Origin of the sequence: Nannocystis sp., from assembly GCF_016714285.1 — a bacterium.
Lineage (GTDB): Bacteria > Myxococcota_A > Polyangia > Nannocystales > Nannocystaceae > Nannocystis.
The window spans coordinates 1-24650 of sequence record NZ_JADJNN010000010.1 but is presented as its reverse complement, the minus strand read 5'-3'; the positions used below and the strand labels follow the sequence as shown (position 1 = coordinate 24650).

The window sequence follows — 24650 nt, the reverse complement described above, 5'->3', positions numbered from 1 at the left end:
AGCATGACCCGCAGACTCTTCCTCGCCTCGCTCGTCGCCGTGGGCGCCGCGTGCAGCGGCGCCGACCCGTCGCAGAAGCAAGCCGCGCCGCCACCACCCAGCCAGCCCGCGCCGGCCCAGCCCGTCGCGCGCAGCGGCCAGATCGAGCTCGGCTACTTCGCCGGCGGCTGCTTCTGGGGCGTCGAGCACTTCCTCGAGGCGATGCCCGGCGTGATCGCCGTCGAGTCGGGCTACATGGGCGGCGCGAAGGACTCGCCCAGCTACGAGGAGGTCTCTGGCGGCGACAGCGGCCACGCCGAGACCGTCCGCGTCAGCTTCGACCCGCAGGCGATCACCTACGAGGCGGTCGCCCGCCGCTTCTTCGAGATCCACGACCCCACCGAGGTCGACCGCCAGGGCCCCGACATCGGCACGCAATACCGGTCCGCCGTGTTCGTCACCGGCCCCGCCCAGCGCGCCGCCGTCGACAAGCTGATCCAGCAGCTGCGGGACAACGGCTACGCGGTCGCCACCACCGTCCACGACGCCGGCTCCTTCTGGCTCGCCGAGGACTACCACCAAAACTATTACGCCCGCACCCACAAGCACCCCGTACTGCCACACGCCGGTCCCGCGCTTCGAGGTGCGCGCCGACGCCTGAGCCCCACGCAGCCGTACTGCCACACGCCCGTCCCCGCTTCACGCTGCGCGCCGACGCCTGAGCCCCACGCACCAAATCGCCCGCGTGCGCGGAGCCACGGCCGCGAAACTCTCGCCGCGCAGCCGACCGCGAGCCGCCGCAGGTGGCATGCTCTCGCCATGGCAAGGCGGCTCACCGATGTCCGGCTGCAGGCGCTGACCGGCGTGAAGTGTCGCTGCTGCGATCGACTCGCGGCGCACGGCACCGGGGCCATGGAGGAGGCGCGCGACGTGTCCGAGTGGCTGGTCGAGTACCGCTGCGACGCCTGCAGCGAGACCTTCCTGGCCTGGCGTCGCGAGGTCGACGCGCTGGTGCGACGGATCTCCCGCGAGCACGCCGAGTCGCGCGGGCGGGCCAGCTCGACGCTGTCCGGGGAGATCGGCGACGACGGCTCGGTGCGCCGCGACCAGCCCGTCCACGCCGAGCCCCGCGGCCCGGCGCTGCTGCAGCTGCACGAGACGATCTCCGAGCTCGCCTCCGCGACACGTCGCACCTTCCGCCTCCACGTCGGCGTCGACGGCGTGCTCACCCACGAGGAGATGCCAACCACGGGCGCGACCAAGTCGCCGCCGGTCCACCGCGACGCCGACGGCCTCGAGCGACTCCCGGCCCTGCACGCGCTGCTCACCCGCGTCGGCTTCGAGCGCATGCCAGCGGTGACCGGCCGCGGCGAGCAGTCCCTCGAGATCGCCTGGTACGGCGCCGGCGCGGCCCAGTCCCGCACCCTGCGCTGCACGCTGCACGCCACCCGTCGCGACTTCGCCGGCGACCCCGACCTCAGCCCCGCCGTCGTCGAGCTCGTCGACAGCATGTGGCAGCTCCTGCAGTGGGTCGACGCCGGCGGCCCCACGCCACCCTGGCCCGCGGCCGCCAGCGCCACGCCGCTGTTCCCCCGCCCGCACGACCTCCTCCACCGCACCCGCGCCGCCCGCCTCGCCGTCACCCACGACTGGGACGGCAGCGCCCGCAACCTCCACCTCCGCGAGCTGTGGGCCTCCGAGTCCGGCGCGCTCGAGCTACGAGTCCTGCGTCAGGGCCAGCGACCCACGCTCGAGGAGACCCGCTTCGCCCAGCTCCCCGCCGCCGAAGCCCGCGAATGCTTCGACCAGCTCACGCGCGCCCGCCCGCCCGAGTTTCGCCGCCAGCTCGGCTTCGTGCGCGCCAGCTGCGGCCTCGACCGCACCCACAGCCACATCTTCGACTACTTCGACGGCGAGCGGGTCCACAGCACGACCCTGGTCTTCGGCAGCGAGCGCGGCATCGGCGTCTCGTACGGCGACGTCCCGCCGCGCCCGGACGAGGCCGCCGCCTTCGCCCTGCTCGAGCAATGGATGACCCGGGTATAGACAATCTCGGACGCGCCGGCGATCGCCACGCGACCACACAATCTCCGCCGCCGTCGTGATACCCAGCCGGCATGACCAAGCCGACCGCGTCCCCGCCGTCCCCGCTGCTCCGCGCCGCCGACCAGGCCGCGCTGCCCGAGACGAGCTTCTCGCACCCCCTCAACCCCCACTCGCAGCTGCACCTGCGCTCGCTCGCCGACGGCGTCGGCCTGCAGCGCCTCGGCCTGAACCTCATCCGCGTCCCGCCCGGCAAGGAGTCCTTCGTTTATCACGCACACCACTGCGAGGAGGAGTTCATCTATATCCTCAGCGGCCGCGGCATCGCCGACATCGACGGCGTCCACCACGAGGTCGGGCCCGGCGACTTCATGGGCTTCCCCACGCCCTCGGTCGGCCACCACCTGCGCAACCCCTATTCCGAGGAGCTGGTGTACCTCAGCGGCGGCGAGCGCCGCGAGATGGAGATCGCCGACTTCCCGCGCCACGGCAAGCGCCTGGTCCGCGTCGGCATGACGGCCGCGATCCACTCGCTCGCCGACGTCGAGCTATTCCCCGGCCTCAAGGCCCTGCACGTCGCCGGCAGCCGCAGCCACGAGCCCGGCTGAGCTCCCATCGTGATCCGCAAGGACCGAATCAGGCCAACAGCTTGGCCAGCTGCATCGGCTTGATCGCCGCGCCCTTGCCCGTCACGAACTGCTCGGCGCGCTGGTCGATGCTGCCCCAGCTCGCCAGCACATTCTCGAGGTAGCGCTCGAAGCTCACCGTCGGGCCGTCCCAGGCCGCGCCGTGGTCGTCGCCCACCCGCACGCGCAGCTCGTCGCCCACCTGCACGAAGGCCGGCGTATAGAAGTTGCCGGGGAAATCGAAGCCCCAGTGCGGCGGGTCTCCCGGCATGAACTGCGCATAATCAAAGGTCGGCCGCCCCTTCACGCCGAACACCTCGCCGATCGGGTAGAGGAAGATCGCCCCGCGGGAGCCCCACAGCGATTCAATGTACATCATGGTCGGCCGCCCCTTCACCGACCGCGGACACTCGCCCTTCGGGCCCCACACCAGCGCGAGCCCGTTCACCTGCTGATAAAGGTTCCGGATCGCCGGGTCCAGCTTGAGCCCAAGCTTCGCCTCGACCGCGTCCAGCTGCGCCGCCGTCGCCCCGGGCGCCTGCCAATTCGCCACCACGTCGACCTCCGGGTGAGCCTGCAAGGCGGCGATCGCGGCGTTCAGGCGCTGCAGCCAGCCAGACAGGGCGCCGGTCGTGGCGGCCGGGGCAGCCTGCTTTGGCGTCACCTTCGTCGCGGCCTTCGTTGGCGTCACCTTCGCGGCGGCCTTCGTTGGCGTCACCTTCGCGGCGGCCTTCGTTGGCGTCACCTTCGCGGCGGCCTTCGCCGTCACCTTCGCTGTCACCTTCGCGGCCGCGGCGGCCTTCTTCGCCGGCACCTTCGCGGGGGCCTTCTTCGCCGACACCTTCGTGGCGGCCTTCTTCGTCACCTTCGCCGTCACCCTCGGGGCGGCCTTCTTCGTGGCGGCCTTCTTCGCTGGCACCTTTGCCGCCTTCTTCGCGGCGGTCTTCTTCGCCGTCACCTTCTTCGCAACCGTTTTCCCCGCAGCCACCTTGGCCGCCTTCTTCACAGCCTTTTTCCTCGCTGTGCCCGGGTCTGTGGTAGAGAGATCGATCGAGGTGAAGGGACGATGGCCTGCCATCTCCAGGCCTTATCAGCGGGCGATCGAGGTGTCAATGGCTAGCTCCCGCGACCCGGCCCTGGCCCGGTCCTCGCCCCCCTCGGGTGCCTTGTGGTGCTGCGGTCGCCAGCCTCCCGCCCCCTCCCCCCCCCCCGCCCCCCCCCCCCCCCCCGCGCCAAGCGCACGATGGGCGGGATCCATTCGTCAACCAGGCGTGCATTCCGGGTCCCCTGCGTTCCGCATCTTCCCGATGCCGCCCTCCAGCGCGCTGAACGGTCGCCTGGGAGCGGTTGAATCGGGTGCCGTTGAGCGGCGTGGCCGCCCGTTGGCCTTGGCGCGTCAGGAGGCCCGCCGACATCAGCGCCTCGTTGCCCTCGAGCGTGAGGCTGTCGACGGTGGTGAGGCCGTTGAACCCGAGCGCCGGTGACGATTCGACGGGGACAGGCGTCACCTCCCCCCATGGACCCCGCCGTGCCTGCCGTCCCGCTGGACTGGTGCTCCCGTCGGCCTGCGGCCCGCGCCCGCCCCCCCCCCCCCCCCCCCCACCCCCCCCCCCCCCCCCTCCACCCCCGCCCCCCCCCCCCCCCCCCGGCGGCCCCCCCCCGCCCCGTCCCGTCCGCCGTGCTCCCGCCCGCGTACGCCGTTCCAGGCCCGTGACGTCACGCCCGCCGGCGCGGTTGCGCCCGGCGCGGGGGCGCGCGACACTCCCGGAGCGATGCGAGAGTCACAGGCCAGGCGAGGCACAGGACGAGGGCGGAGCGCTGCGGCGCTCGTACTGGGCATGCTGGGCTTTGCGGCCTGCGCCGGCGACGACAACAGCGGTTCGAGCTTCGCCGGTCTGACCTTCCCGACCGGCGCGAGCACCCCCGGCACCAGCGCGGGCACGGAGGGCACGGGCGGCACGGGCGGCGCCACCGACTCGCCCGAGCCGACCGGCGGCGGCGCGAGCACGGGCAGCGACCCGACCGTGACCTCCGGCGCCGCGGAGGACAGCACCGCCCCCACCGACCCCACGGTGCCGAACCCGGACGGCCTGCCGAACGGAAGCGAATGCACGGACCCCGCCCAGTGCATGACCGGGAACTGCTACAAGATCCCGCTGCCGGTCGACGGTTTGCCGCCGGGCATCTGCTCCGAATGCGACGCCGACCTCGATTGCGTCGCCGCGGACATCGGCACTGCGTGTACGGTCGACGCCATGACCCTCGCGGCCAAATGCACCTACGGCGAGGCCGGGTCGTTCTGCGAGTCCCAGGCCGCCTGCCAGGACGATCTATTCTGCGTGGCCCTGCTCGACGGCGCCGACGGACTGCTGCCGCACACCTGCAGCGAATGCCGCACGGACGCCGACTGCGGCGGCGGCCTGCGCTGCCTGGCCGAGATCGACGTCGTCAAGTACAGCGGCGTCAAGCACTGCGCCGTGCCTGGCAGCGTCGGCAAGGGCGGCCTGTGCCCGCTGACCGACGGCGACGTGATGTGCGTGACCAGCAAGTGCGTCGTCTTCAACGTGGTCGGCAACCTCGACGTGGGCGTGTGCGGAGATTGCAAGACCGACGCGGACTGTGCCATGGGCCAGACCTGCAGCCCGCCCAAATTCCAGGGCGGCTTCGTCCCGTCCGCGTGTATGTGAGGCCCCCGCCTCTCGCGCCGCGCTCGCGGCTTTAGGGGCTGTAGAGCTGCCCCTCGCGCAGGTGGACCAGCTTGCCATATTTGCGCAGGCGCTCCGGGTCGGCCTTGCGCGGGTCGCCGACGATCATGATCGCCAGCGGCCGGCCGGCGACGTGGCGGCGATAGAACGCGACGATATCCGCGAATTCCAGCCCGGCGTAAGCCGGCAGCAGGGCCCGCCGCGGGTCCTGCGAATAGCCGAGCAATCGCCAGTCACGCAGCTTGTCCTGCAATTCGCGAAACGACGGACTCTCGGTCTCCTGGCCGCGGACCAGGGTGGATCGCACCAGCTCGAGGCGATCGTCGCGCTCGGGCATGTGGGAGATCAGTCCGACCATCACGTCGAGGACGTCGAAGGTCTTGTCCGCCTGGCAGCCGACGTGGCCGAGCAGGTGGCCGCGCTGCTCGGGCGCCTCGTCCCGGACGAAGCGGGCGCTCGCGGCGTAGGCCAGGGCCCGGAACTCACGCACCTCCTGGAACACGAGGCCGGCCATGCTGCCGCCGAAATATTCGCCGAATGCGTCGGCCGCGGCCTGCTGGTCGGCGGGCACCGGCTCGCCCTCGACCGCAAACCACAATTGCGTCTGCACGGCGTCGCGGCGCGGCACGAAGTAGATCGTCGTCTGCGCCGGGCTGTGCCGGGGATAGACCACGTGCGCCACCGCTGGCTTCGGCGCCGCGGCGAATCGCAGGCGGCGGTCGATCGCCCCGGCGACCGCAGCCGCCGGCTCGCGCCCGACGTAGCCGACCTCCACTGCGTATCGTTGCACCTCGTCCCAGGCGGCCAGCAAGGGCCGGGCACGCGTGTGGCGGGCGCCGCGGGGGCCGTACTTTTGGTGGTACGGAGATTTGTCGCCGTAGAGCACGTGGTCGCGCAGGGCCATGCCGACGCTCGGCGGGTTCTTGCGCTCATAGCGGCGGAAGGCCCAGGTCTCGCGCCGGATCTGCCGCAAGGGGCGGCGCTCCTGCTGCGGCGCGGACATCAGGTCGGCGAGCAGGTCGAGCGCGGCCTCCATGTGCTGCTGCGGGCCCTGCAGGCGGACCACGAAGCGATCGAGCTCGGCGGTGACAGTGAGGGTGGTGCTGAGCTCGAACAGGCGCCGCCGCAGCTGCTCGCCCGGGAAGCGCTGGCTGCCGATCCGCGCGATGTATTGGGCCAGCAGGTCGAGCTCGCGCAGCTGCTCGGTGCCGACGCCGAAGCGCAGCTCGAGGTGATAGAGGTCGTTGAAGGGGTTGGGATTGGCGCGGAGGGTCACGCCCTCGCGCAGCTGCAATGTCTGCACGGCGGCGTCCGGATCGACGAATTCGACGCGGGGCGGCGGCCTCGGCCGCGCGCGCTGCTCGGCGAAGTACTGCGAATGGCCGCCGCTCGGGGTCACGGCGGGATAGCTCGGTTTGTGCAGTCGCGTCTTCTTCGGGTAGCCGGCGCGCGAGCGGAGGATCAGCCGACGCTCGCCGAAGTACTCGCCGGCGACCCGCTGCACGTCGTCGCGGGTCACCGCGCGCAGGCGCTGGAAGTACTGCAGCTGGCCGTCCCAGCCGCCGCGGGCGACGAAGGCGTGGGCCATCGCCAGGGCCCGCTCGCGGTTGTTCTCCCAGCGCGCCGTCTCGGCGGCGAGCAGGCCCTGCTTGAGCGCGAGGAAGCTGCGGTCGTCGAACTCGCCGGCGCGGACGCGGCGAAACTGCTCGCTGACCAGGCGCTCGGCCCCGCGGAAGGTCTGGGAGATCAGCCGCGGGAGGTAGGCGACGACGTCGAGGTTGGTGTCGACCAGCTCGGCCGGCACGTACATCGCGTAGAGCAGCTTGCCCTCGTCGGAGAGGCGGTCGATGAAGCCGGAGCGCTGCTCGTTGGTGAGGAGGCGGCGGGCCAGCAAGAGCGCGGCATAATCCGGGTGCGACTCGGGCACGGTGCGATAGGCGATCGCGCCGACGCGGACCGGGGTGGCGCGGGCGCGCAGGCGCTGGTCCGCGGCGAATGGGGCAACCTCGTATTGTGTGGGGGCCGGGTCCGGGCCCGGCTTCCAGCCGCCGAACTCGGCCTCGATGCGCGGCATCACCTGGTCGACGTCGATATCCCCCGCGAGCACCAGGGCCATGTTGCCGGGCACATAATAGCGGGTGAAGTACGCCTTCATCACCTGCAGGGACGGGCGCCTCAGGTGCTCGACCTCGCCGAGGATGTCGTTGCGGCCGTAGGGGTGCCCGGGGAAGGCGCCGCGCATGAAGCCGCGGAACAGCTCATATCCGGTGACGTCGATCGCGCGGTTCTTCTCCTCGTAGACGGCCTCGAGCTCGGTGGGGAACAGGCGAAACACGGGGTCGCGGAAGCGCTCGGCGTAGAGCGCCAGCCAGGCGTCGATCTGGCTGGCCGGGAATGTGTTGTGATAGACGGTCTCGTCGTAGGTGGTAAAAGCATTGATGCCGCTGCCGCCGAGCTCACCGAGCAATTGATCGAGCTCGTTCGGCACCGCGTAGGCGTAGGTCTGCTTGACGGTCGCGGCGATCTCGCGGTCGATCGCCGCCTGCTCGGCCGCCGGGGCCGACCGCTTGCGCTCGTACAGCGCCTCGAGCCGGGCCTGCAGCGGGGCCTCCTTGGCCCAGTCGGTGGTGCCGAGCCGGGTCGTGCCTTTAAACAGCATGTGCTCGAGGTAGTGCGCCATGCCGGTCTCGTCCGCCGGGTCGTTCCTCGCGCCGGTGCGCACGACCACCGCGCCGAACACCTCGGGCCGCTCGCGGTTGACGCTCAGCATCACGGTGAGGCCGTTGGCCAGCACCCGCGAGCGCACGCTCAGCGGGTCCAGCGTGGCCGCCGACGCGGTCGCAGGGGCAGATGTTGGCGGCGTGTCGGCGGCGACCAGGAGGAGTGCGAGGAGCGGCGCGAGCACGCGGCGGTCTTAGCACGACTACGCGAGCGTCAGGTCGACGATGATGTTGCCGCGGGTCGCGTTCGAATAGGGGCACACCATGTGGGCGGCGCGCAGCAAGGCCTCGCCCTGCTCGCGTGGGAGGCCGGGGATGTCGGCGACGAGCTCGACCGCGAGGCCATAGCCGGCGCCGGCCGGGCCGATGCTGACGTGGGCGGTGATCGCTACCGGGCCGGTGTCGAGGCGCTGGCGGCGGGCGCACAGCGCGAGGGCGCTGCCGAAGCAGGCGGCGTAGCCGGCCGCGAACAATTGCTCGGGGTTGGTGCCGGCCCCGTTGCCGCCCATCGCCTTCGGCGGGGCGACGGCGAGGTCGAGGGTGCCGTCGTCGCTGAGGACGCGGCCGTCGCGGCCGTGGGTCGCGGTGGCGTGGGCAGTGTAGAGGCGCTTCTCGAGGATCACGGGCTCGCTCATGTCGCCCTTCTATTACACATGAGGCCGGCGCGCAGCATCAACCGGGGTCGCCGGCGGCGCTGGCCACCTCGACCTGGGCGCCCTGCATGAGGTTGCCGAGCACGGCGAAGCCGAGGTCTGGCTCCGACATGCTCGCGAGATCGAGGCCGTCGAATGCGCGGACCGGACGGCGGGTGATCACGACGGCGACCGGGGCGCGGCCGGGCTGCAGCGCCGCGGGCCAGCTGGTCCACCCGAGCAGGGGGCGCAGGCTGCCGTCCTGCAGGTTGATGTGGGCCCGCAGCGCGTGGCGTTCGCCGCTGCCCGGCGCCGACCAATAGCCGGTGATCGCCAGGCTCTCACGCGCGAGCGCGAAGCCGTCGTCGGCCTCGGCGGCGAGCGGGACGGCGAGCACGTGCACGCCGCAGTAGGGGTCCGGGCCGGCGAAGCCGCGGCCGTAGAGGCGCGGCTCCGGGTCAAGCAGCGACTCGACGACGGGGCTCGTGACGCCCGAGCCGTCGCTGACGCGCGCGTGCCCGGCGTGGGCGACGGGCACCAGCAGGCTCGACACGCGCGCTCCGAGCGAGGGTCGGGCGGGCTCGCAGGCCACCAGCTCGACGCGGCCGATCGCCATGTGGGCGTCGGTGATGCCGACCGTGTAGCCGCGGTCGGTCTCGAAGACGTACGCGTCGCCCTCACGCCGCGCGCCGTCCCACGACCACGCGAGCAGATAGGCGACGAGGCTGCCCTCGGCCAGCTGCAGCGGCGCGGCCGGACCGACCGGACGCGGCGGCTCGGCAGCGCCGCCGCACGCGGTGAACAGGGCCAGAGCGAGGCTCAGTCGCGCGGCGAACATCAGCAGTCCTCCGGGCAGTTGGCGGCCGTCTCGGGCCCGCCGCAGATGTTGTCGCCGCAGCACATCTTCTGGTTCGGCTGGCACTTCGGCGGGTCCATGCCATCGGGGGGCATCATCATGCCGCCGCCGGGCGCGAGGTTCGGGACGCCGCGGTAGCAGGCGCTGACGTACGGGAACGACGCGGTCGCGTGATAGGCGTAGCCGTCGGGGCCCTCGTAGCCGTTGCAGCGGTCGAGGTAGACGAAGTCGCCGCCGGCGTGGAGCGAGCGGTCGACGAAGCGGTGGGTGCACCACGAGTAGTCGAGCAGGGCGCAGCGGTGCTCGACGGCCGAGCCGTCGGCGCTGTCGTTCTCGACGACCACCGGGGCGCAGCGGAAGTTGCAGCCGTCGCTGCCGCCGGGGCAGCAGGTGTCGTCGTCGCCGCACTCCTGATTCTCGACGCCGAGGTCGGCGGCCTCGTTGGGGTCATCGCCCCAGCCGGCGAGGCCGTCGTAGACCCACGCCGAGCGCACGCGCTTGACCTCGGTGCAGGTGTCGCCGTCGCGGGCCGTGCACACGCAGGGGCCCTGGATCGGGTAACCATCGAGGCTCCAGCCGAGGATCGCGGACGGCTCGTCGCACGCGCCGGTGAGCATCTGCGGCAGGTCCCACGCCTGCGAGGCGGTGGCGTAGCTGTTCGCCGGGGTGCCGTCGGGGGCCTGGGCGAAGCAGGCCTCGTTGAAGCCGTGGTAGTGCATCGTGCCGCCCGAGTGGCCGCCGCACAGGTCGAGCGCGGCGCCCTGGCCGAGGTCGTCTGGCAGGTAGGGCTCGCCGGCGACGTCGGGCATCGCGAACAGCGGGTTGCCGTAGGGGTCGGGGATCCCGGCCTCGTTGGGGCCGTTGACGCTGACGCCGCTGATCGTCACGCCGGTGGCGCCGAGGCAGAGGATCTTGGTGTAGGTCGCGGCCTCGCCGGACTCGAGGGTCTCGCGCAGGTACGCCAGCCCGCCGCCCATCGCCGCGTTGCACAGGCTCGAGGGCTCCTGGGCGGTCGCCTGGTTGGGCGCGTCGAGGTGCTGCGCGTAGGCGTCGACGCAGCTGTCCTGCACGCTGGTCGGCTCGGCCGTCACGCCGGCCCCGGGCCGCGTCGGCGCCAGGGCGATGCGATACACGCCGAACGCCTCCACCAGCGCGTTCGGGGTGGTCTGCACATAATCGTAATGGGGCAGATCGTTGCTGGCGATGTACGCATATTCGCCGTCGCAGCGGGCCTCGACGCAGGGCTGCATCGCCTTGCCATCATTGTCGATCGTGATGCCGTCGAGCACCAGCAGCGAGCGCTGGACCGCGAGCCCGCCCGGCACTTCGGCGCAGTCCTGCAGGGTGCCGGCGTCGGCGTAGGTGTCCTTGAGCTGGTCCCAGCCGTCGTAGCAGCTCGCCGGGGTCCAGCCGGTGTCGCCGGTGTCGCCGGGTCCATCGGTGGTCGGGGTCTCGCCGGTGCTCGCGGTCTCGCCGGTGCTCGCGGACTCGCCGGTGCTCGCGGACTCGCCGGTGCTTGCGAGCGTGCTGCCGCCGGTATCTCCGGCGTCGCCGTCGACGCAGGCGGGGTGGCAGAGCAGGGCCATGAGGAGGAGCCGATAGGTGCGCATGCCACCGGCACTGCGAGCGGCGTGCCAGCGTGCGGGTGGCCTGCCGACATCGCTTTGGCGGCCCGCGCCAGGGCGGCCCTGCGGGTTTCGCCGGTCGACCCGGCGAGACCCGCCGACCTCAGGCGGACGGCGGCTCGTCCTCGAGGCCGTAGCGCTTGATCTTGTCGTAGAGCGTGCGCACGCCGATGCCGAGGGCCTCGGCCGCGCGCGTGCGGTTGTTGGCGTGGAAGCGCAGCGCCGCCTCGATCGCGTCGCGCTCGAGGTCGACGAGCGGACGCGGCTCGGCGGACAGCCCCGACGTCGGAGCCGGAGCCGAAGCCGCGGACAGCACGGCGCCGAGCGTCGGGCCCGCGAGCGCGAGGCCGGGGATCGCCAGGTCGGCGGCCGTGATCACGTCGCCGTCGGCGAGGATCGCCGCCCGCTCGAGCGCGTTGGCCAGCTCGCGCACGTTGCCGGTCCAGCGGGCCCGGTGCAGCAGGGCCCGCGCGCTGGCGTCGATGCGCAGCGGTCGGCGCCCGAGCGCGGCGCAGGCCCGGGCCAGCAGGCGCTCCGCCAGCGGCTCGAGATCCTCATGGCGCTCGCGCAGCGGCGGCAGCACCACGGGGAACACGGCGAGGCGATGAAACAGGTCCTCGCGGAAGCGGCCCGCGGCGATCTCCGCCGGCAGATCGCGGTTGGTGGCGGCGATCCATCGCACCTCGGCGCGCAGGGTCTGGCCGCCGCCGACCCGCTCGAAGCTCCGCTCCTGCAGCACGCGCAGCAGCTTGGCCTGCAGCCCGGGGGCGAGCTCACCGACCTCGTCGAGGAAGAAGGTACCCCCCTGCGCCAGCTCGATGCGGCCGCGTCGCCGCGTCGCCGCGCCGGTGAAGGCCCCGCGCTCGTGGCCGAACAGCTCGCTCTCCAGCAGCGACTCGGACAGCGCGGCGCAGTTGACCGCGACGAAGGGCCCGGCCTCGCGGCGGCTCCAGCGGTGCACCGCTCGCGCCGCGACCTCCTTGCCGGTGCCGCTCTCGCCGACCAGCAGCACCGTCGCGTCGGTGACCGCGACCTTGCGCAGCGCGTCGATCACCGGGCGCATGACGGCCGCGCCGTGGCTGAGCTCGGGCTCGTCGCGGCCGACGTGGGCCTCGCGAAAGCTGCGCAGCGCCCGACGCTCGGCCGCGCGGCGGACCAGCAGGCGCAGCTCGGCGAGCGAGCCGATCGGCTTCTGCAGGTAATCGAAGGCGCCGAGGCGCATGGCCTCGACCGCCGAGTCGACCTTGCCGTGGGCCGTGATCACGACCACCTCGACCTCGGGCTGGGCCTCGCGGACCCGTCGCAGCAGCTCGAGGCCGTCCATGCCGGGCATGCTGAGGTCGGTGAGCACGAGGTCGAAGCCCTCGCGCTCGAGCCGGGCCCACGCCGCCTCGCCCGAGGCCGCCACCGCGACCTCGTGGTCGTCGTCGGCCAGCGCCTCGCTGAGAAACTCGCGGATCCCCGCCTCGTCGTCGACCACCAGCACGCGCGCCATTACTTCGCCTCCTGCGGACCCGGCGGCAACCACAGCACGAACACCGAACCACCGCCGTGTCGGCGCTCGATCGTCACCTTGCCCCCGTGCAGCTCCACCACCCGCCGCACCACCGCCAACCCCAAGCCCGTGCCCTCCGCGCGCCCGGTCACGAAGGGCTCGAAGAGCCGCGGCCGCATCTCCGACGGCACCCCGGGCCCGCGGTCGGCGACCGTGAAGCGCAGACCATCCCCGTCATCGACCACCTTCAACTCGACCTCGGCCGGCGGCGCGCTGGCCTGGAGGGCATTGCGAAGGAGGTTGACCAGCGCCTGCTCGATGCGCATCGCGTCGAAGCTCCACCGCTCCGGCGCGCCGGCGACGTCGACCACCACGCGCGCCGGGTCGGTCAGCTCGGCGGCCCGACGGGCGACCTCCGCCGGCGAGGCGACGCCCGTGGCGAGGCGGTCGGCGCGGGTGAAGTCGAGGAGGCTGTTGGTGAGGTGCTCGAGGCGGACCGCCTCGTCGACCACGCGGTGGGCCTTGGCGTGGCGGCGCGGGTCATCGGCGAGCTGCTCCTCGAGCAGCTGGGCGTGGCCCTTGAGGCTCGCCAGCGGGTTGCGGATCTCGTGCGCGAGCACGGCCGACAGCTCGCCCAGGGCCGCCAGGTGACGCCGCTCCGCCAGCCCCTCCTCGGCCAGCTGCGCGCGCCGTCGCAGGCGATAGAACACCCACCCGGCGATCAGCAGCGCCGCCGCGACCGCGAGGCTGGCGATCAGGTCGCGCCTGGCCCGGTGCTGCAGGTCGAGCGCCAGCCGCGGCTCGTACTCGAGGAGCAGACGCGGCAGCACACCATCTCCGGGCGGCGGCGCGTCCCCCCGCGGAGGATGCTGAGGACGCGGCGGATGCAGCGGCCGCTCGAGCCGCGCCACCCCGGTCACCAGCGCGTCGCCCTCGGGCCCGGCCGGGCCCGACTCCGCGAGCACCTCGGCACCCGGCCCGATCACCGCCACCCGCAGCAGCCCCTCCGCCGCGAGCGCGGCCTGACCCGCGACCAGCTGCTCCGGCCGCGGCGGCCCAGCCTGCGCCGACTCGGGCCGCGGCAGCTCGCGCAAGCGATGAAACAGCCGCTCGCCCTCGCCCGCGACCAGCGCCCAGGTGAGCGCCCGGTCGCCGCGATAGCTCGACAGCGAGGTGCCGACCAGCAGACCGGCGAGGGCGACGACGACGGCGAGGAAGCCGAGCTCGTGCACGTGCGTGCGCCACGGCATCAGGCCGGCGAGTATATCCTGGTCGCGCATCGCGAGGGCGAGCGACAAGCGAGCCGCGTGCCGCCCTCACGCCCCCCAGATCTCGCGCACTTGCAGGCCGCCTCGGGGCGCCCCGGCGGGATCCGCCGGCCAGCTCCGCCGGGCCTCCCGCCCAGGCCCGGCATCCACCTGTCCTTTCAGACAGGGGCACCGCCGACCGTCAGCCCTCGCACATGCCTCCGTACACGATGTACGCCCGGCCCTCGTTGTTGGTGAAATCAAAGCTCGGGGCGCCGACGAAGACATCGGCGAGGCCATCGCCGTTGACGCTGGGGACCAGCGCCACGCTCGCCCCGGACTCGCTGTTCATCCCGGCGCCCGCGATCGCGTAGCCGCCCATCCCCAACGCGAGCTGGGTCACCGTACGCGGCACCGGGTCGGCCATCGATCCGAACACGACATAGCTCCGCCCGCTCATGGTCAACGGCGCCCCGAACACCACGTCGTCGATCGTGTCGCCGTTGACGTCCAGGCCGCCCCCAAGGCCCGTCCCGAGCCCGTCGAGGTCCAGGGTCGTGATCGCCTGGCCCCGCTTCGTCATCACCAGCGTCGACGCGTCGATCTCGGTGGCGAGGGTGCCACCAAACACCACCATCGCCTGCTTCAGCGTCGGCGCGCCGCCGACCAGCAGGTCCGAGAATCCATCCTTGTTGAAGTCCCCGGCCCCGCCGACCGAGAGGCCGAGCTGGAGGTTCAACTGCGGCAGCTTCTCGCCGCTGACCACCAGACCCTCCCCCGAGGCCATCATGTCGGCCAGCTGGATCTCGCCCGGGAGCTTCTCCGAGTAGATCACGTACACACGACCCTTCGACATCCAGCCCGGCTGCCCGATCGCCAGGTCGGCGAGATCGTCGTTGTTGAAGTCGCCGATGCCCGCCACGCTGGTGCCCAGATTGGCCCCGCTGGTCGGGCCAATGATGCGATAGGCCTGATTATCAATGATATATTTTTCGATCGTCCCGCCCGCCAGCAGGGCCCTGCCGAGGACCACGAACACCGCGCCGGGGACCGTCACGTTGACCTTGAAATTCGGCGCCGCCACGGCGAAGTCCGCGAAGCCGTCGCCGTTGGTGTCGCCGAGGCCCGCGACCGCGTCGCCGAACCTGGTCGGGGCGATGGTGTCTGGACCCAAGATCAACACGATGTCCTGCGGCGGCGCGCTCAGTTTGATCGCCGCCGTCGACACCCGACCAGGGATGATATAGGCCGCCCCCCTCACGCCGGTCTTGGCCGGCGCGCTCGTGCCGAGGACGAGGTCGTCCTTCCCGTCCTTGTTGATGTCGCCGGGCGCGGCGACATGGACATCAGGGCTGTTGACGTCGACCTCGATCATCAGCCCCCCGTCGCCGGCCGCCACGCCCGTGAGCGTCGCGCTCGCCAGGGTCGGCCCGCCGAACAGCACGTACACCCGGGGCGCCCCCGATTCGATGTTGTAGATCGTGCTCACGTACAGATCGCTCGTGCCGTCGCCGTTGAAGTCGCCGGCGTCGCCGACCTCGATCCCGGTCTGCTGGCCCTTCCCGATCCCGTTATAAAACAGCCCCAGCGACGGATCCCCCGGCAGATCGACCAGCGCGATCGGCTTGGGCGACGAGCCGTGGCACACCCCGTCGTCGCAGCTCTCGTCGGCCGTGCACACCAGCCCGTCGTCGCAGGCCGGCCCCGTCTGCGGCTCGTCGACGCACGCGAAGTCGACGCAGCTCGCCATGAAACACACCGCCGCGCTGCACTCGGCGTCGTCCAGGCAGGCCGGGTCGCCCAGACACTTGTCGCCCAGACACGCCATCGATACGCAGTCGCCGTTCTCCACACAGCCGAGGTCCGCCTCGCACGGCGGACACGAGCCGCCGCAGTCGAGGTCCGTCTCGTCGCCGTTCTGCTGCTTGTCGCTGCAGCTCTCCGGCACCGCCGTCGTGCCGACGCTCGGGTCGTCGCTCGTGCCGGTGGGCGGACCGCTGTCGGTGTTCACCGCGGTCGTCGGCTCGCTCGTCGGCCCCACGCTCGTCGGCCCCGCGCTCGTCGGCCCGCCGGTGTCTGCGGTCTCCGTGGCGCTCGTCGCCGCGGTGCCCGTGTCGGTCGCGGGCGCCGTGTCGCTGTCGTTGCCCGACGGATTGAAGCAAGCGGACAGCGCGAGGGTGAGCGCGGAAGCAACCCTTCGGAGAGCCAGAGCCATCGCGGCATTTAACACGAGGCGCCTCGCCTCGCATAGATCACCCGCGTTTCGCGCGACCGAGCCCCGCCACTTCGATGACCCGGTGATACACTCCGCCCGCGCCATGCGTCTCCCCCTCGCAGCATGCCTCGCCGCCGCCCTCGTCACCGCGCCGGTCCACGCAGCACCGCCTCCCGGCCCCGACCCCACGCTCGCGGCCTTCGAGCAGGGCTTCGCGGAGGGCCAGGACCTGTTTGACCAGGGCCAGCACGCCGCCGCCGCCCGCCGCTGGAAGGTCGCCGCCGACCTGCTCCCGGAGAAGACCGCCAATCGCGACCAGCGCGCGAGCATCTATGGGTACATCGCCGACGCCTATACGCGCGCCCTCGAGAGCGACACCAGCCTGGAGCTCCTGCGCGAGGCCTCGACGGTCTTCGACGACTACATCGCCGGCTACACCCGGGCCTACGGCACCGAGACCGCGAAGGACCCGAAGCTCACGGCGACCCAGCAGGACCTCGCCTGGCGCCGCGTCGAGGCCGAGGCCGCGGCCAGTGGGACCCCGCGCGAGGCCCCGGGCCCGCGCCCCGGACCCGCCCCGGCGCCCACCCCCGGCGAGCCCGCCCCGCGCCCGTGGAAGCCGCTCGTGATCTCCGGCGCGGTGCTCGTCGGTGTCGGCGGCCTCAGCGTCCTCGGCGGCGGCCTCGGCGTGCTCCAGAGCGCCAAACACAACCGCGAATACAACCTCGACTGCATGAAGGGCGACACCAGCCCCGCCTGCACCACGCTCGAACAGAAGGGCCAGGACGCCAACAAGCTCGCGATCGGCGGCTTCGTCTCGGCCGCCGTCTTGCTGGCCGTCGGCGTGCCGCTGCTGATCGTCGGCATGAAGCGCAAGCAGTCCGCGGCCGCCCACAGACCCACCCACAGCCTCGTCCCTGGGCTCGGCCCCACCCGCGTCGGCCTCGACTACACGCTGCGCTTCTGAGCGGTGCCCATGAACGATATATCCGACGAGTCGCTCGCCGAGCTGCGCGGCGCGCTGCGCCTCGCCGGCGCTGGTATCGACGCCGCCGCCGCCGTCACCCAGGACATGCACCGGGCGATCTCCGCCAAACCCTTCGGCGTGCTCGCGCAGGTCCCCGCCGGGCAGGTCGCCCGCCGCGTCCACGACGGCGTCCGTGACGGCGTATACGCGTGCGTGCGCGGGGTCAGCCGCGGCGTGTTCGCGGTCGTCGACGGCGTGCTCGCCCACGCCGGGCCCGCCGTGCAGCCGCGACGTCGCCTGCCGGGCCCGCTCGTCGGCCTGCTCCAGGGCGTCGTCGGCGACCACATCGCGCGCGCCCGCAACCCGCTCGCCGCCGACATGCAGCTGCGCCAGCGCCCGGGCTCCGCCCAGCCGCTCAGCTTGACCCGCGAGGCCCTGTGCGCCGCGCTGCCCGACGCTGGCCCCTGGCCGACCGTGCTGGTCCACGGGCTCGCGGCCGACGAGTCCTGCTGGCAGATCGGCGCGACGAAGACCTGGGGCCGCCCCGACCTCGACTACGGCGCCCTGCTCGCGCAGCGCCGCGGCGTCACCCCGCTCTACCTGCGCTACAACTCCGGCCTGCGGATCGCCGAGAACGGCCGGGCCCTCGCCGCCCTGCTCGAACAGCTCGTCGACGCGTGGCCCGTACCCGTGCGCGGGCTGGTCTTGCTCGGCCACAGCATGGGCGGCCTGGTGGTCCGCAGCGCGTGCCACCACGGACGCGTCGCCGACGCCGCGTGGACCCGCCAGGTCCGCGATATCATCTGCCTCGGCGCGCCCCACCGCGGGGCCCCGCTGGAGAAGTTCGGCGCCGCCGCCGTCGGCGCGCTCGCCTTCTTCGACGTCACCGCACCGATCGCCCGGGCGATCGACGCCCGCAGCGCGGGCATCAAGGACCTGCGCCACGGCAAGATCCACGACGACGACGCCGACCAGCTCCCGCTGCCCGGCGCCCGCTATCACGACCTCGCCGGCACCCTCGGCCGCAAGGGTAACCCGCTCGGCTGGGTCCTCGGCGACGGCCTGGTCCGTCCCGCCAGCGCGACGCCCACCCGCGCCAGCCGCGACCCGCAAAACTCCCATCATTCCGACTCCAGCGATATCCGCGCGACCCGCATCGCCGGCGTCGGCCACCTGTCGATGCTCAGCCACCCCGCTGTGCTCGCCTGGCTCGAGGCGGCGCTCGCCGAGTAGCCCGCGGGCCCGACCTCAGCGCATAACCTCCGGCCGCTCCAGCCCGCGGGCCCTCGCCTCCCGCAGCCATTCGTCGATCTCCGCGAGCGGCGACTGCCACGATAAGTCGGTCGCGGCGGCGAGCTCGGTCCGCGCCGTCTCGGCGAGCGCGAGCGCCTCGGTGGGCGCGCCGGTGGCCGCCCGAGCCCGCGCGAGGATAAGCCGGAGCCGGCCGAGATCCTCGGGCTTGAGTCGACCCGGGGGGAGCCCCAGCAGCGGCTCCCCGAGCGCCCGCGCCTCGCGGTCGCGGCCGAGTCGCTGCAGCGCCTCGGTCTCGTTGAGCTGCCAGTTGACGACGTGCCACGGGGTCGGCCCGCCATTCACCGCGGTGGCGACCTCGAAGGCCCGATGCGCGCGCTCGCGGGCCTCCTCCCAGCGCCCCTCGGCCGCGAATGCCTCGCCCATCCCGCCGATCGCCAGAGCATGCTCGGGCTGAGAGCCCTGGTGGGCCCGCCCGTAGATCGCCAGGGCGCGCGCGAACCACTCATGCGCCTCGGGTACCCGCTTCACCGCGACCAACGCGCTCGCTAGGTTGCAGATGTTCATCGCCGTGGTCGGGTGCGCGTCGCCGAGGGTCGCCAGATAGATATCAACGGCCCGACGATAGTTCGCCAGCGCCTCGACAAACTCGCCGTAATGCATCAACGAATTGCCGAGATTCGCCAGCGCCGCCGCGACCGACGGGTGATTCGGCCCGAGCACCTTCTCGCCGAGCGCCAGCGACTTGCGATAGTACATGATGAGCATATCTGGCTGCGACGCATAAGCGTTCGCCAGGTTGAGATAGATCATCACCAGCGAGGGGTGCTCCGAACCGAGCACCGTCTCCGCCAGCCGGCGCGCCTCCTCCAACACCGCGATCGTCGCCTCACCATCGCCGCCGCGGGCCCACAGGGTCCGCCCGAGGTGCAGCAGCACGGTTATCCGCTGCGGGTCATCAGCCGCCGACACCCGCTCCAGCAGCGCGAGCGCCTGACGCTGATGCGCCTCGGCCAGATCGTACTTGCGCGCGATATGCTCGGTCAGCCCGATCGTCGTCCACATCCGGGCCTCGAGCGCGCTGTCGGGATCTAACCGCCGGACCAGCGCGATCGCGGCGGGCACCCAGGCCGCGACCAGGTCCGGCTGCGCCATGTTGAACCCGACCACCTCGACGCGCAGCAGCAGCGCCTCCGCCCGCAGCAGATCGTCGCCCGCCGCCTCGGCGGCCGCGTACGCCTCGATCAACGCCGCGTCCGCGGCCGCATAGGCCGCCCCGCGGGCGAGCAGCGAGCCGCGCCGCAGCAGCGCCTCCGCCAACAGCGGCGCGTAGCCCAGCGCGCGCGCCTCGTCGACCAGCGCCGAGCTGTCCTCGAGGACAGCCGCATCATGCCCGGCGCGCTGCTCCGCCTCGACGACCACCAGCCGCTGCCGCAACGCCGCGACCGCGACCGGATCCTCGGGCGGCAGGACGGCCGCGGTCAGGGCCAGGCTCGCCCGATCGCCGCAGCGCGCCGGCGCCACCAGCTGCCCCACCGCCTCGACCGCGTGCTCGACGATCTCCGCGTCGCTGCGCGCCAGCACCTCGACCAGCGCCGTAAACTCGGCGTGACGCCGCTCCAGGCACAGCTGCCCGAGCTCGTTGTGGACCCGCTCGCCGCTGTCCTCCGCCAGGCAGCGCGCGGTCGACTCGCTCACCCACGCGGCCGCGTAGGCGTCGAGCGCCGGCGCCACGCGGGCCCAGGTCGCCGCCGCGTTGCCGATCCGCGAGCCGATCAGCGCCGCCCCGATCGCGGCGCGCCGCCCCGGGTCCCACACGCCGACGAAGCGGGCCGCGACCTGGTCGCAACGCGGGCGATCGCTCGACACGACGCTGGTGCCGACCCACCCGACCAGCAGCCCGACGAAGGCCGCGCCCACGCCCCAGCGCCGCAGCGTCGCAGCGTGATCGCGGGACAGCTCGGCGACGACCTCGGCCATCGACGCGTGGCGCAGCTCCGGATCGCACTTCAGCCCGCGCAGCACCAGCGCCCGCAGCCACGCCGGCACGCCGGCCTCGCGCGGCGCCGCCGCGATCTCCCCGGCCAACACCCGCCGCCGCACCTCGTCGGCGGTCTCGCCGACGAAGGGCCGCCGCCCGTGGAGCGCCTCGTGCAGGCTCACGCAGAACCCGAAGATATCGGAGCGGGCGTCCGCCGGCAGGCCGAGGTGCTGCTCCGGCGCCATGTAAGCCGGCGTCCCGATCAACGACCCCGCCTGCGTCACCAGCTGCTCCTGGCTGAAGGTCAGCGGCCCGCGCTCCTGCAGCTCCGCCTCGCCCTCCGGCCGCGCCAGCCCGAAGTCCAGCACCCGCACCCGCCCGTCGTCACCGACCAGCACGTTGTCGGGCTTGAAGTCGCGGTGGATGATGCCGGCGCGGTGGGCCGCCTGCAGCCCGGCGCCCGCCTGACGAAACACCTCGACGACCTCGCGCCAGCTCCGCGTCTGGCCCTTGAGCCAGGTGCGTAGATTGACCCCCTGGACCAGCTCCATCGCGATGAAGACCCCGCCCGGCAGGCTGCCGACCTCGAACACCTGGACGATGTTCGGATGCGACAGCCGGGCTAGCGCCAGTGCCTCGCGGTGCATCCGCTGCTGACCGATCGACGCCCGCTCGCCGTAGAGGTCGGCGCGCATCACCTTGATCGCGACCTTGCGGTCGAGCTCGGGGTCGTAGGCCCGCAGGACCAGCGCCATCCCACCCTCGCCCAGCGCGCCGAGGATCATGAAGCGCCCGAGGCTCTTGCCCGGCGCCAGCGCCAGCGCCAGCTCGCGGGCCGCGTCGCCGCTCGCAGCACCACCGAAGCGGGTCGCCACCGAGTCGTGCAGCGAACGCGACCGCGACAGCCGCGTCCTCTCCTCGTCGCCCGCCACGGCCCGCATTGTCGCCGTTCCCGTCGCCGCTGGCAGCGGGCGAGTTCACGCGCGCCGACGGCGAACACCGCTACCATGCTCGCCATGCCCGTGCCCCTGGAGCTCCGCAGCGAGCGGCTGCAGCTGCGTCGCCTGACGCCCGACCACCTCCCCGACCTCATCGAGCTCGACTCGGACCCCGAGGTCATGCGCTACATCAGCGGCGGCGCCCCCAACTCGCGCGAAGACTATGTCGACAGGCTCCTGCCCCGCATGCTCGCGTGGGACGAGCACCCCTTCGGCTTCCTCGCCGCATACGAGGCGGAGCGCTTCCAGGGCTGGTTCCACCTGCGTCCGAGCGTGGCCGACGCGAGCGTGCTCGAGCTCGGCTACCGCCTGCGCAAAGCAGCCTGGGGCCGCGGCCTGGCGACCGAGGGCGCACGAGCGCTGATCGGCCACGCGTTCGAGCAGCTGCGACACCCGGCCGTCGACGCCTGCGCCCACCCGGACAACGCCGCGTCGATCCACGTGATGGTCAAGTGCGGCATGCACAGCGTCGGGACCTTCATCCACCCGCGGATCTCCCTCGAGGTCGTGCGCTACATGATCGGGCGCGAGGCCTGGCCGCCCGCCTGTATCTGATCAGGCAGCGCGAGCTCACGCGCGTGAATGACACCACGCGAGGCGCCGACGGGCGAAGCGACGCGTGGACCATTGCGACCAGGTTTGGCACCCTCGAGCCACGCGACGTCCGGGCGTCGCCAAGGAGTCGGGATGAAGTTCGGCGGCCAGGTGGGTCCACGGCGTGATCGCAGCCAGCACAGTCCAGGCAGCTCACAAGGCGGACTCGCTACGCCAGCCTGGGCCCACACACCCGGCAACCAGGCGCTGACCCGGCTGCTCGGCGCCGGCGCGTCGACCCGCGGGTTCGCGGCGGGACATCACGCAGGGCTCGGGAACCAGGCCCTGACCCGCCTGCGCAGCAAGCGAGCCCCCGACGCCTTGCGGCTCGGCGCGCACGACGACCGCTTCGAACGCGAGGCGCACGCGGTCGCCGACGCAATCCTCGCACCCACGATCGCGGCCGGCGCGGCGGGCCCGCAGATCCAGCGGATCGGCGACGCATCGGGCGTCGGCCTGCGCGAGACCCCACCCGGGGTCGAGGCCGCGATCGCGGGCGCTCGCGGCGGCGGACGCCGCTTGCCCGGCGAGATCGCCACGACGATCGGTCAACGCCTCGGCGCCGACCTCGAGGGCGTCCGCGTGCACACCGACGATCGCGCCCACGCGCTCAGCCGGACCCTGCACGCCCGCGCCTTCACCACCGGCAGCGATATCTTCTTTGGCCGCGATCAATACGACCCCGCCGGCGCCGCCGGACGCAAGGTCCTCGCCCACGAGCTCACCCACGTCGTCCAGCAGCGCGGCCGCGGCGGCGGCCGCAGCGAGCGCGGGCCGATCCAGCGCTTTATCATGCAGGTCGGCGTCGACGACGGATACACCGCGACGATGTCCGCGCAATTGACCGAGGCCCACAGCGACGAGGGCTTCCTGCAGTTCAAGGCGGCGTGGGACAAGACCTGGTTCGGCCTGGCGACCTACGGCACCTACGCGCCCACCAGCTGGCACAAGCCCAAGGCCGACGAGACCCTGCCGAGCCACGGCCCGAGCAAGAAGCTGAAGGGCGTCGCCGACGCGGAGCCGCTGCGCATCGTCGGTCACGGCAACATCCGCGGCCAGATCGGCGGCTACAGCGGGGAAGAGATGGGCGGCCTGCTGCTGGCCCTCGGCCTGCCCCAGGCCCACACGGGCGGCGTCGACGTCCACGGCTGCCTCCCGGCCAGCAACTGGACCGACGCCGACGACACCGTCCACGCGGCCCATATCGTCGCGCTCGAGGACTTCCTCACCGGCCAGGGCGTCAAGGACACGGTCCGCGGCTACGAGCATTGCATCTACCCCGACCAGGACACCGAAGTCGCCTCGAGCGCCTACGGATTCTTCGAGATCGCCCGCGCGTTCAATAACCTGCCCAAGGGCACCAAACAGGCGCTCACCGACACCCAGGAGGCGACCATTCGCCGGGTCATGGGCGCCGACGCCGACGCGTTTATCAAAGACGTCACGCGGGGCACCGACACCGTCGTCGATGGCCTGTACTTCTTCCTCGAGGCCAAGAAATACCTCGTGGCAAAGGGCCTGATGCGGCGGGCCAAATTGGTCGATACCACCAAGGCCCGCGCCGAGATGGCGAGCGACTGACGAACGATCGCGGATATCTCCCAGCTCGACCGCGAGCCGGAGTAATCCACACCTCCGCGCGCCGTTGCCCGCCGCCGCGCGTCAGGGTAGCCTCGCGCCATGGGACGATTACACACGCAAGAACCCGAGCGAGAGATCGAACTACCGACGCGCTGCCTCGTCGGGCGCGCACCCACCTGTGACCTGGTGCTCGACGGCAAGACCGTGTCCGGACACCACGCCGTCGTCGAGTGGAACGGGACCGCCTGGGAGGTCCAGGACCTCGGCAGCCGCAACGGCACCTACCTGGGCGACCAGAAGATGACAGGCGGCGGCCGAAGCATCCTGACCCGCGGTATGCGGCTGTGCTTCGGCCGAGCCTCCGCCACCTGGACCCTGGTCGACGCGGCCGCTCCCCAGCTCATGGCGAAGAACCTCGGCTCCGGCGAGACTCGCGTCGCGGACGGCGGCTATCTCGCGCTCCCGGAGGGCGCCGCGCCAGAGTGCTGCATATATCAAGACCCCCTCGGTAACTGGGTCCTGGAGCTGGCCGGCGAGCCCGCGCCCGTCGACGACCAACGCGTGGTCACCCTGAGCACCGGCGCGTGGCGGATCTACCTGCCCACGTCCGTGGCCGGCACCCTGAATGAACAGGACGGCGGCGTGTTGCTGGTCCGCCTGCGCCTGCGCTTCTCGGTCAGCCTCGACGAGGAGCACGTCGCGCTGCTCGCCACCTGCGGCGACCAAACCTGGGACCTCCAGTCCCGCGCGCACCACTATCCCCTGCTGGTCCTCGCCCGTCAGCGCCTCGCCGACCTCCGCGCCGGCCTCGCCGAGTCCGAGCAAGGCTGGATCCGCCAGGACGAGCTCTGCAAAATGCTGCGAATGGACGACAACCATATCAACATCAGCATCCACCGCGCCCGCACACAGATCGGCAAGCTCGGGGTCGTCGACGCGGCGTCCCTGGTCGAACGCCGCTCGGGCACCCGGCAAGTGCGCCTCGGCCTGAGTCAGATCGAGGTGACGGTGCTCGGCGCACCGCCTCAGCCCTGAGGCGGGCCTGGGCGGTCGAGCGCATCGCCGAACGATGACGCTCGGGGCTCATTGGGGCTTCAGACAGCGCCCGAGGGTCTCCCTGAACGGATCCTCACCC

General features: G+C 72.4%; 17 protein-coding genes. 8 read left to right on the top strand and 9 right to left on the bottom strand.

Going from position 1 to position 24650, the window contains the following annotated elements; translation table 11 throughout:
- Positions 1–3 precede the first annotated feature (3 nt).
- Complete coding sequence (msrA, locus tag IPJ59_RS18285) at positions 4–2025, top strand: peptide-methionine (S)-S-oxide reductase MsrA (RefSeq protein WP_293272684.1); 2022 nt, start codon at positions 4–6, stop codon at positions 2023–2025.
- Positions 2026–2096: 71 nt separating this feature from the next.
- Positions 2097–2630 (top strand): cupin domain-containing protein, encoded by a 534-nt coding sequence (locus IPJ59_RS18280; RefSeq protein ID WP_293272683.1) that lies wholly within the window; start codon positions 2097–2099, stop codon positions 2628–2630.
- A gap of 28 nt (positions 2631–2658) precedes the next feature.
- Here the strand turns inward: IPJ59_RS18280 and IPJ59_RS18275 are convergent, their stop codons facing one another.
- Positions 2659–3636: an SMI1/KNR4 family protein gene (locus IPJ59_RS18275; RefSeq protein WP_293252995.1), complete on the bottom strand. Its 978-nt coding sequence runs from the start codon at positions 3634–3636 to the stop codon at positions 2659–2661.
- An 850-nt stretch (positions 3637–4486) separates the two neighbouring features.
- Between IPJ59_RS18275 and IPJ59_RS18270 the strand changes: the two genes are divergently transcribed.
- Entirely contained in the window at positions 4487–5335 is an 849-nt protein-coding gene (locus IPJ59_RS18270) for a hypothetical protein (RefSeq protein ID WP_293272682.1), read from the top strand.
- Positions 5336–5366: 31 nt separating this feature from the next.
- On the opposite strand, the gene IPJ59_RS18265 is transcribed toward IPJ59_RS18270, so the two are convergent.
- From IPJ59_RS18265 to IPJ59_RS18235, 7 genes are all read right to left on the bottom strand, one after another.
- Entirely contained in the window at positions 5367–8258 is a 2892-nt protein-coding gene (locus tag IPJ59_RS18265) for a M16 family metallopeptidase (RefSeq protein ID WP_293272681.1), read from the bottom strand.
- Between the two features lie 18 nt (positions 8259–8276).
- Entirely contained in the window at positions 8277–8708 is a 432-nt protein-coding gene (locus IPJ59_RS18260) for an organic hydroperoxide resistance protein (RefSeq protein WP_293272680.1), read from the bottom strand.
- Between the two features lie 37 nt (positions 8709–8745).
- Entirely contained in the window at positions 8746–9543 is a 798-nt protein-coding gene (locus IPJ59_RS18255) for a hypothetical protein (protein WP_293272679.1), read from the bottom strand.
- Entirely contained in the window at positions 9543–11147 is a 1605-nt protein-coding gene (locus IPJ59_RS18250; RefSeq protein WP_293272678.1) for a YHYH protein, read from the bottom strand. The genes IPJ59_RS18255 and IPJ59_RS18250 overlap by 1 nt, the downstream gene beginning before the upstream one ends.
- 142 nt (positions 11148–11289) lie before the next feature.
- Complete coding sequence (locus IPJ59_RS18245; RefSeq protein WP_293272677.1) at positions 11290–12681, bottom strand: sigma-54-dependent transcriptional regulator; 1392 nt, start codon at positions 12679–12681, stop codon at positions 11290–11292.
- Positions 12681–13931, bottom strand: coding sequence for a sensor histidine kinase (locus tag IPJ59_RS18240; RefSeq protein ID WP_293272676.1), 1251 nt, complete (start codon positions 13929–13931; stop codon positions 12681–12683). Before IPJ59_RS18240 ends, IPJ59_RS18245 begins: the two co-directional genes overlap by 1 nt.
- 199 nt (positions 13932–14130) lie before the next feature.
- On the bottom strand, positions 14131–16143 hold the full coding sequence (locus IPJ59_RS18235; RefSeq protein WP_293272675.1) for a VCBS repeat-containing protein: 2013 nt from the start codon (positions 16141–16143) through the stop codon (positions 14131–14133).
- Positions 16144–16246: 103 nt separating this feature from the next.
- Here IPJ59_RS18235 and IPJ59_RS18230 point away from each other — a divergent pair, with 103 nt between their 5' ends.
- Both IPJ59_RS18230 and IPJ59_RS18225 read left to right on the top strand, forming a co-directional pair.
- The gene (locus IPJ59_RS18230; protein ID WP_293252959.1) at positions 16247–17110 is read left to right on the top strand and encodes a hypothetical protein; all 864 of its coding nucleotides are present in this window, start codon (positions 16247–16249) and stop codon (positions 17108–17110) included.
- A 9-nt stretch (positions 17111–17119) separates the two neighbouring features.
- Positions 17120–18343 carry an esterase/lipase family protein gene (locus IPJ59_RS18225; RefSeq protein ID WP_293252956.1) on the top strand — a complete coding sequence of 408 codons (1224 nt, stop codon included), beginning with the start codon at positions 17120–17122 and terminating at the stop codon, positions 18341–18343.
- A 15-nt stretch (positions 18344–18358) separates the two neighbouring features.
- Here IPJ59_RS18225 and IPJ59_RS18220 read toward each other — a convergent pair whose 3' ends face one another.
- Entirely contained in the window at positions 18359–21274 is a 2916-nt protein-coding gene (locus tag IPJ59_RS18220) for a serine/threonine-protein kinase (RefSeq protein WP_293272674.1), read from the bottom strand.
- Positions 21275–21358: 84 nt separating this feature from the next.
- On the opposite strand from IPJ59_RS18220, the gene IPJ59_RS18215 reads away from it, so the two are divergent.
- From IPJ59_RS18215 to IPJ59_RS18205, 3 genes are all read left to right on the top strand, one after another.
- Entirely contained in the window at positions 21359–21895 is a 537-nt protein-coding gene (locus IPJ59_RS18215) for a GNAT family N-acetyltransferase (RefSeq protein ID WP_293252950.1), read from the top strand.
- Positions 21896–22027: 132 nt separating this feature from the next.
- On the top strand, positions 22028–23515 hold the full coding sequence (locus tag IPJ59_RS18210; protein WP_293272673.1) for an eCIS core domain-containing protein: 1488 nt from the start codon (positions 22028–22030) through the stop codon (positions 23513–23515).
- 99 nt (positions 23516–23614) lie between these two features.
- The gene (locus IPJ59_RS18205; RefSeq protein ID WP_293252944.1) at positions 23615–24550 is read left to right on the top strand and encodes an FHA domain-containing protein; all 936 of its coding nucleotides are present in this window, start codon (positions 23615–23617) and stop codon (positions 24548–24550) included.
- The last annotated feature ends 100 nt before the right edge of the window (positions 24551–24650 follow it).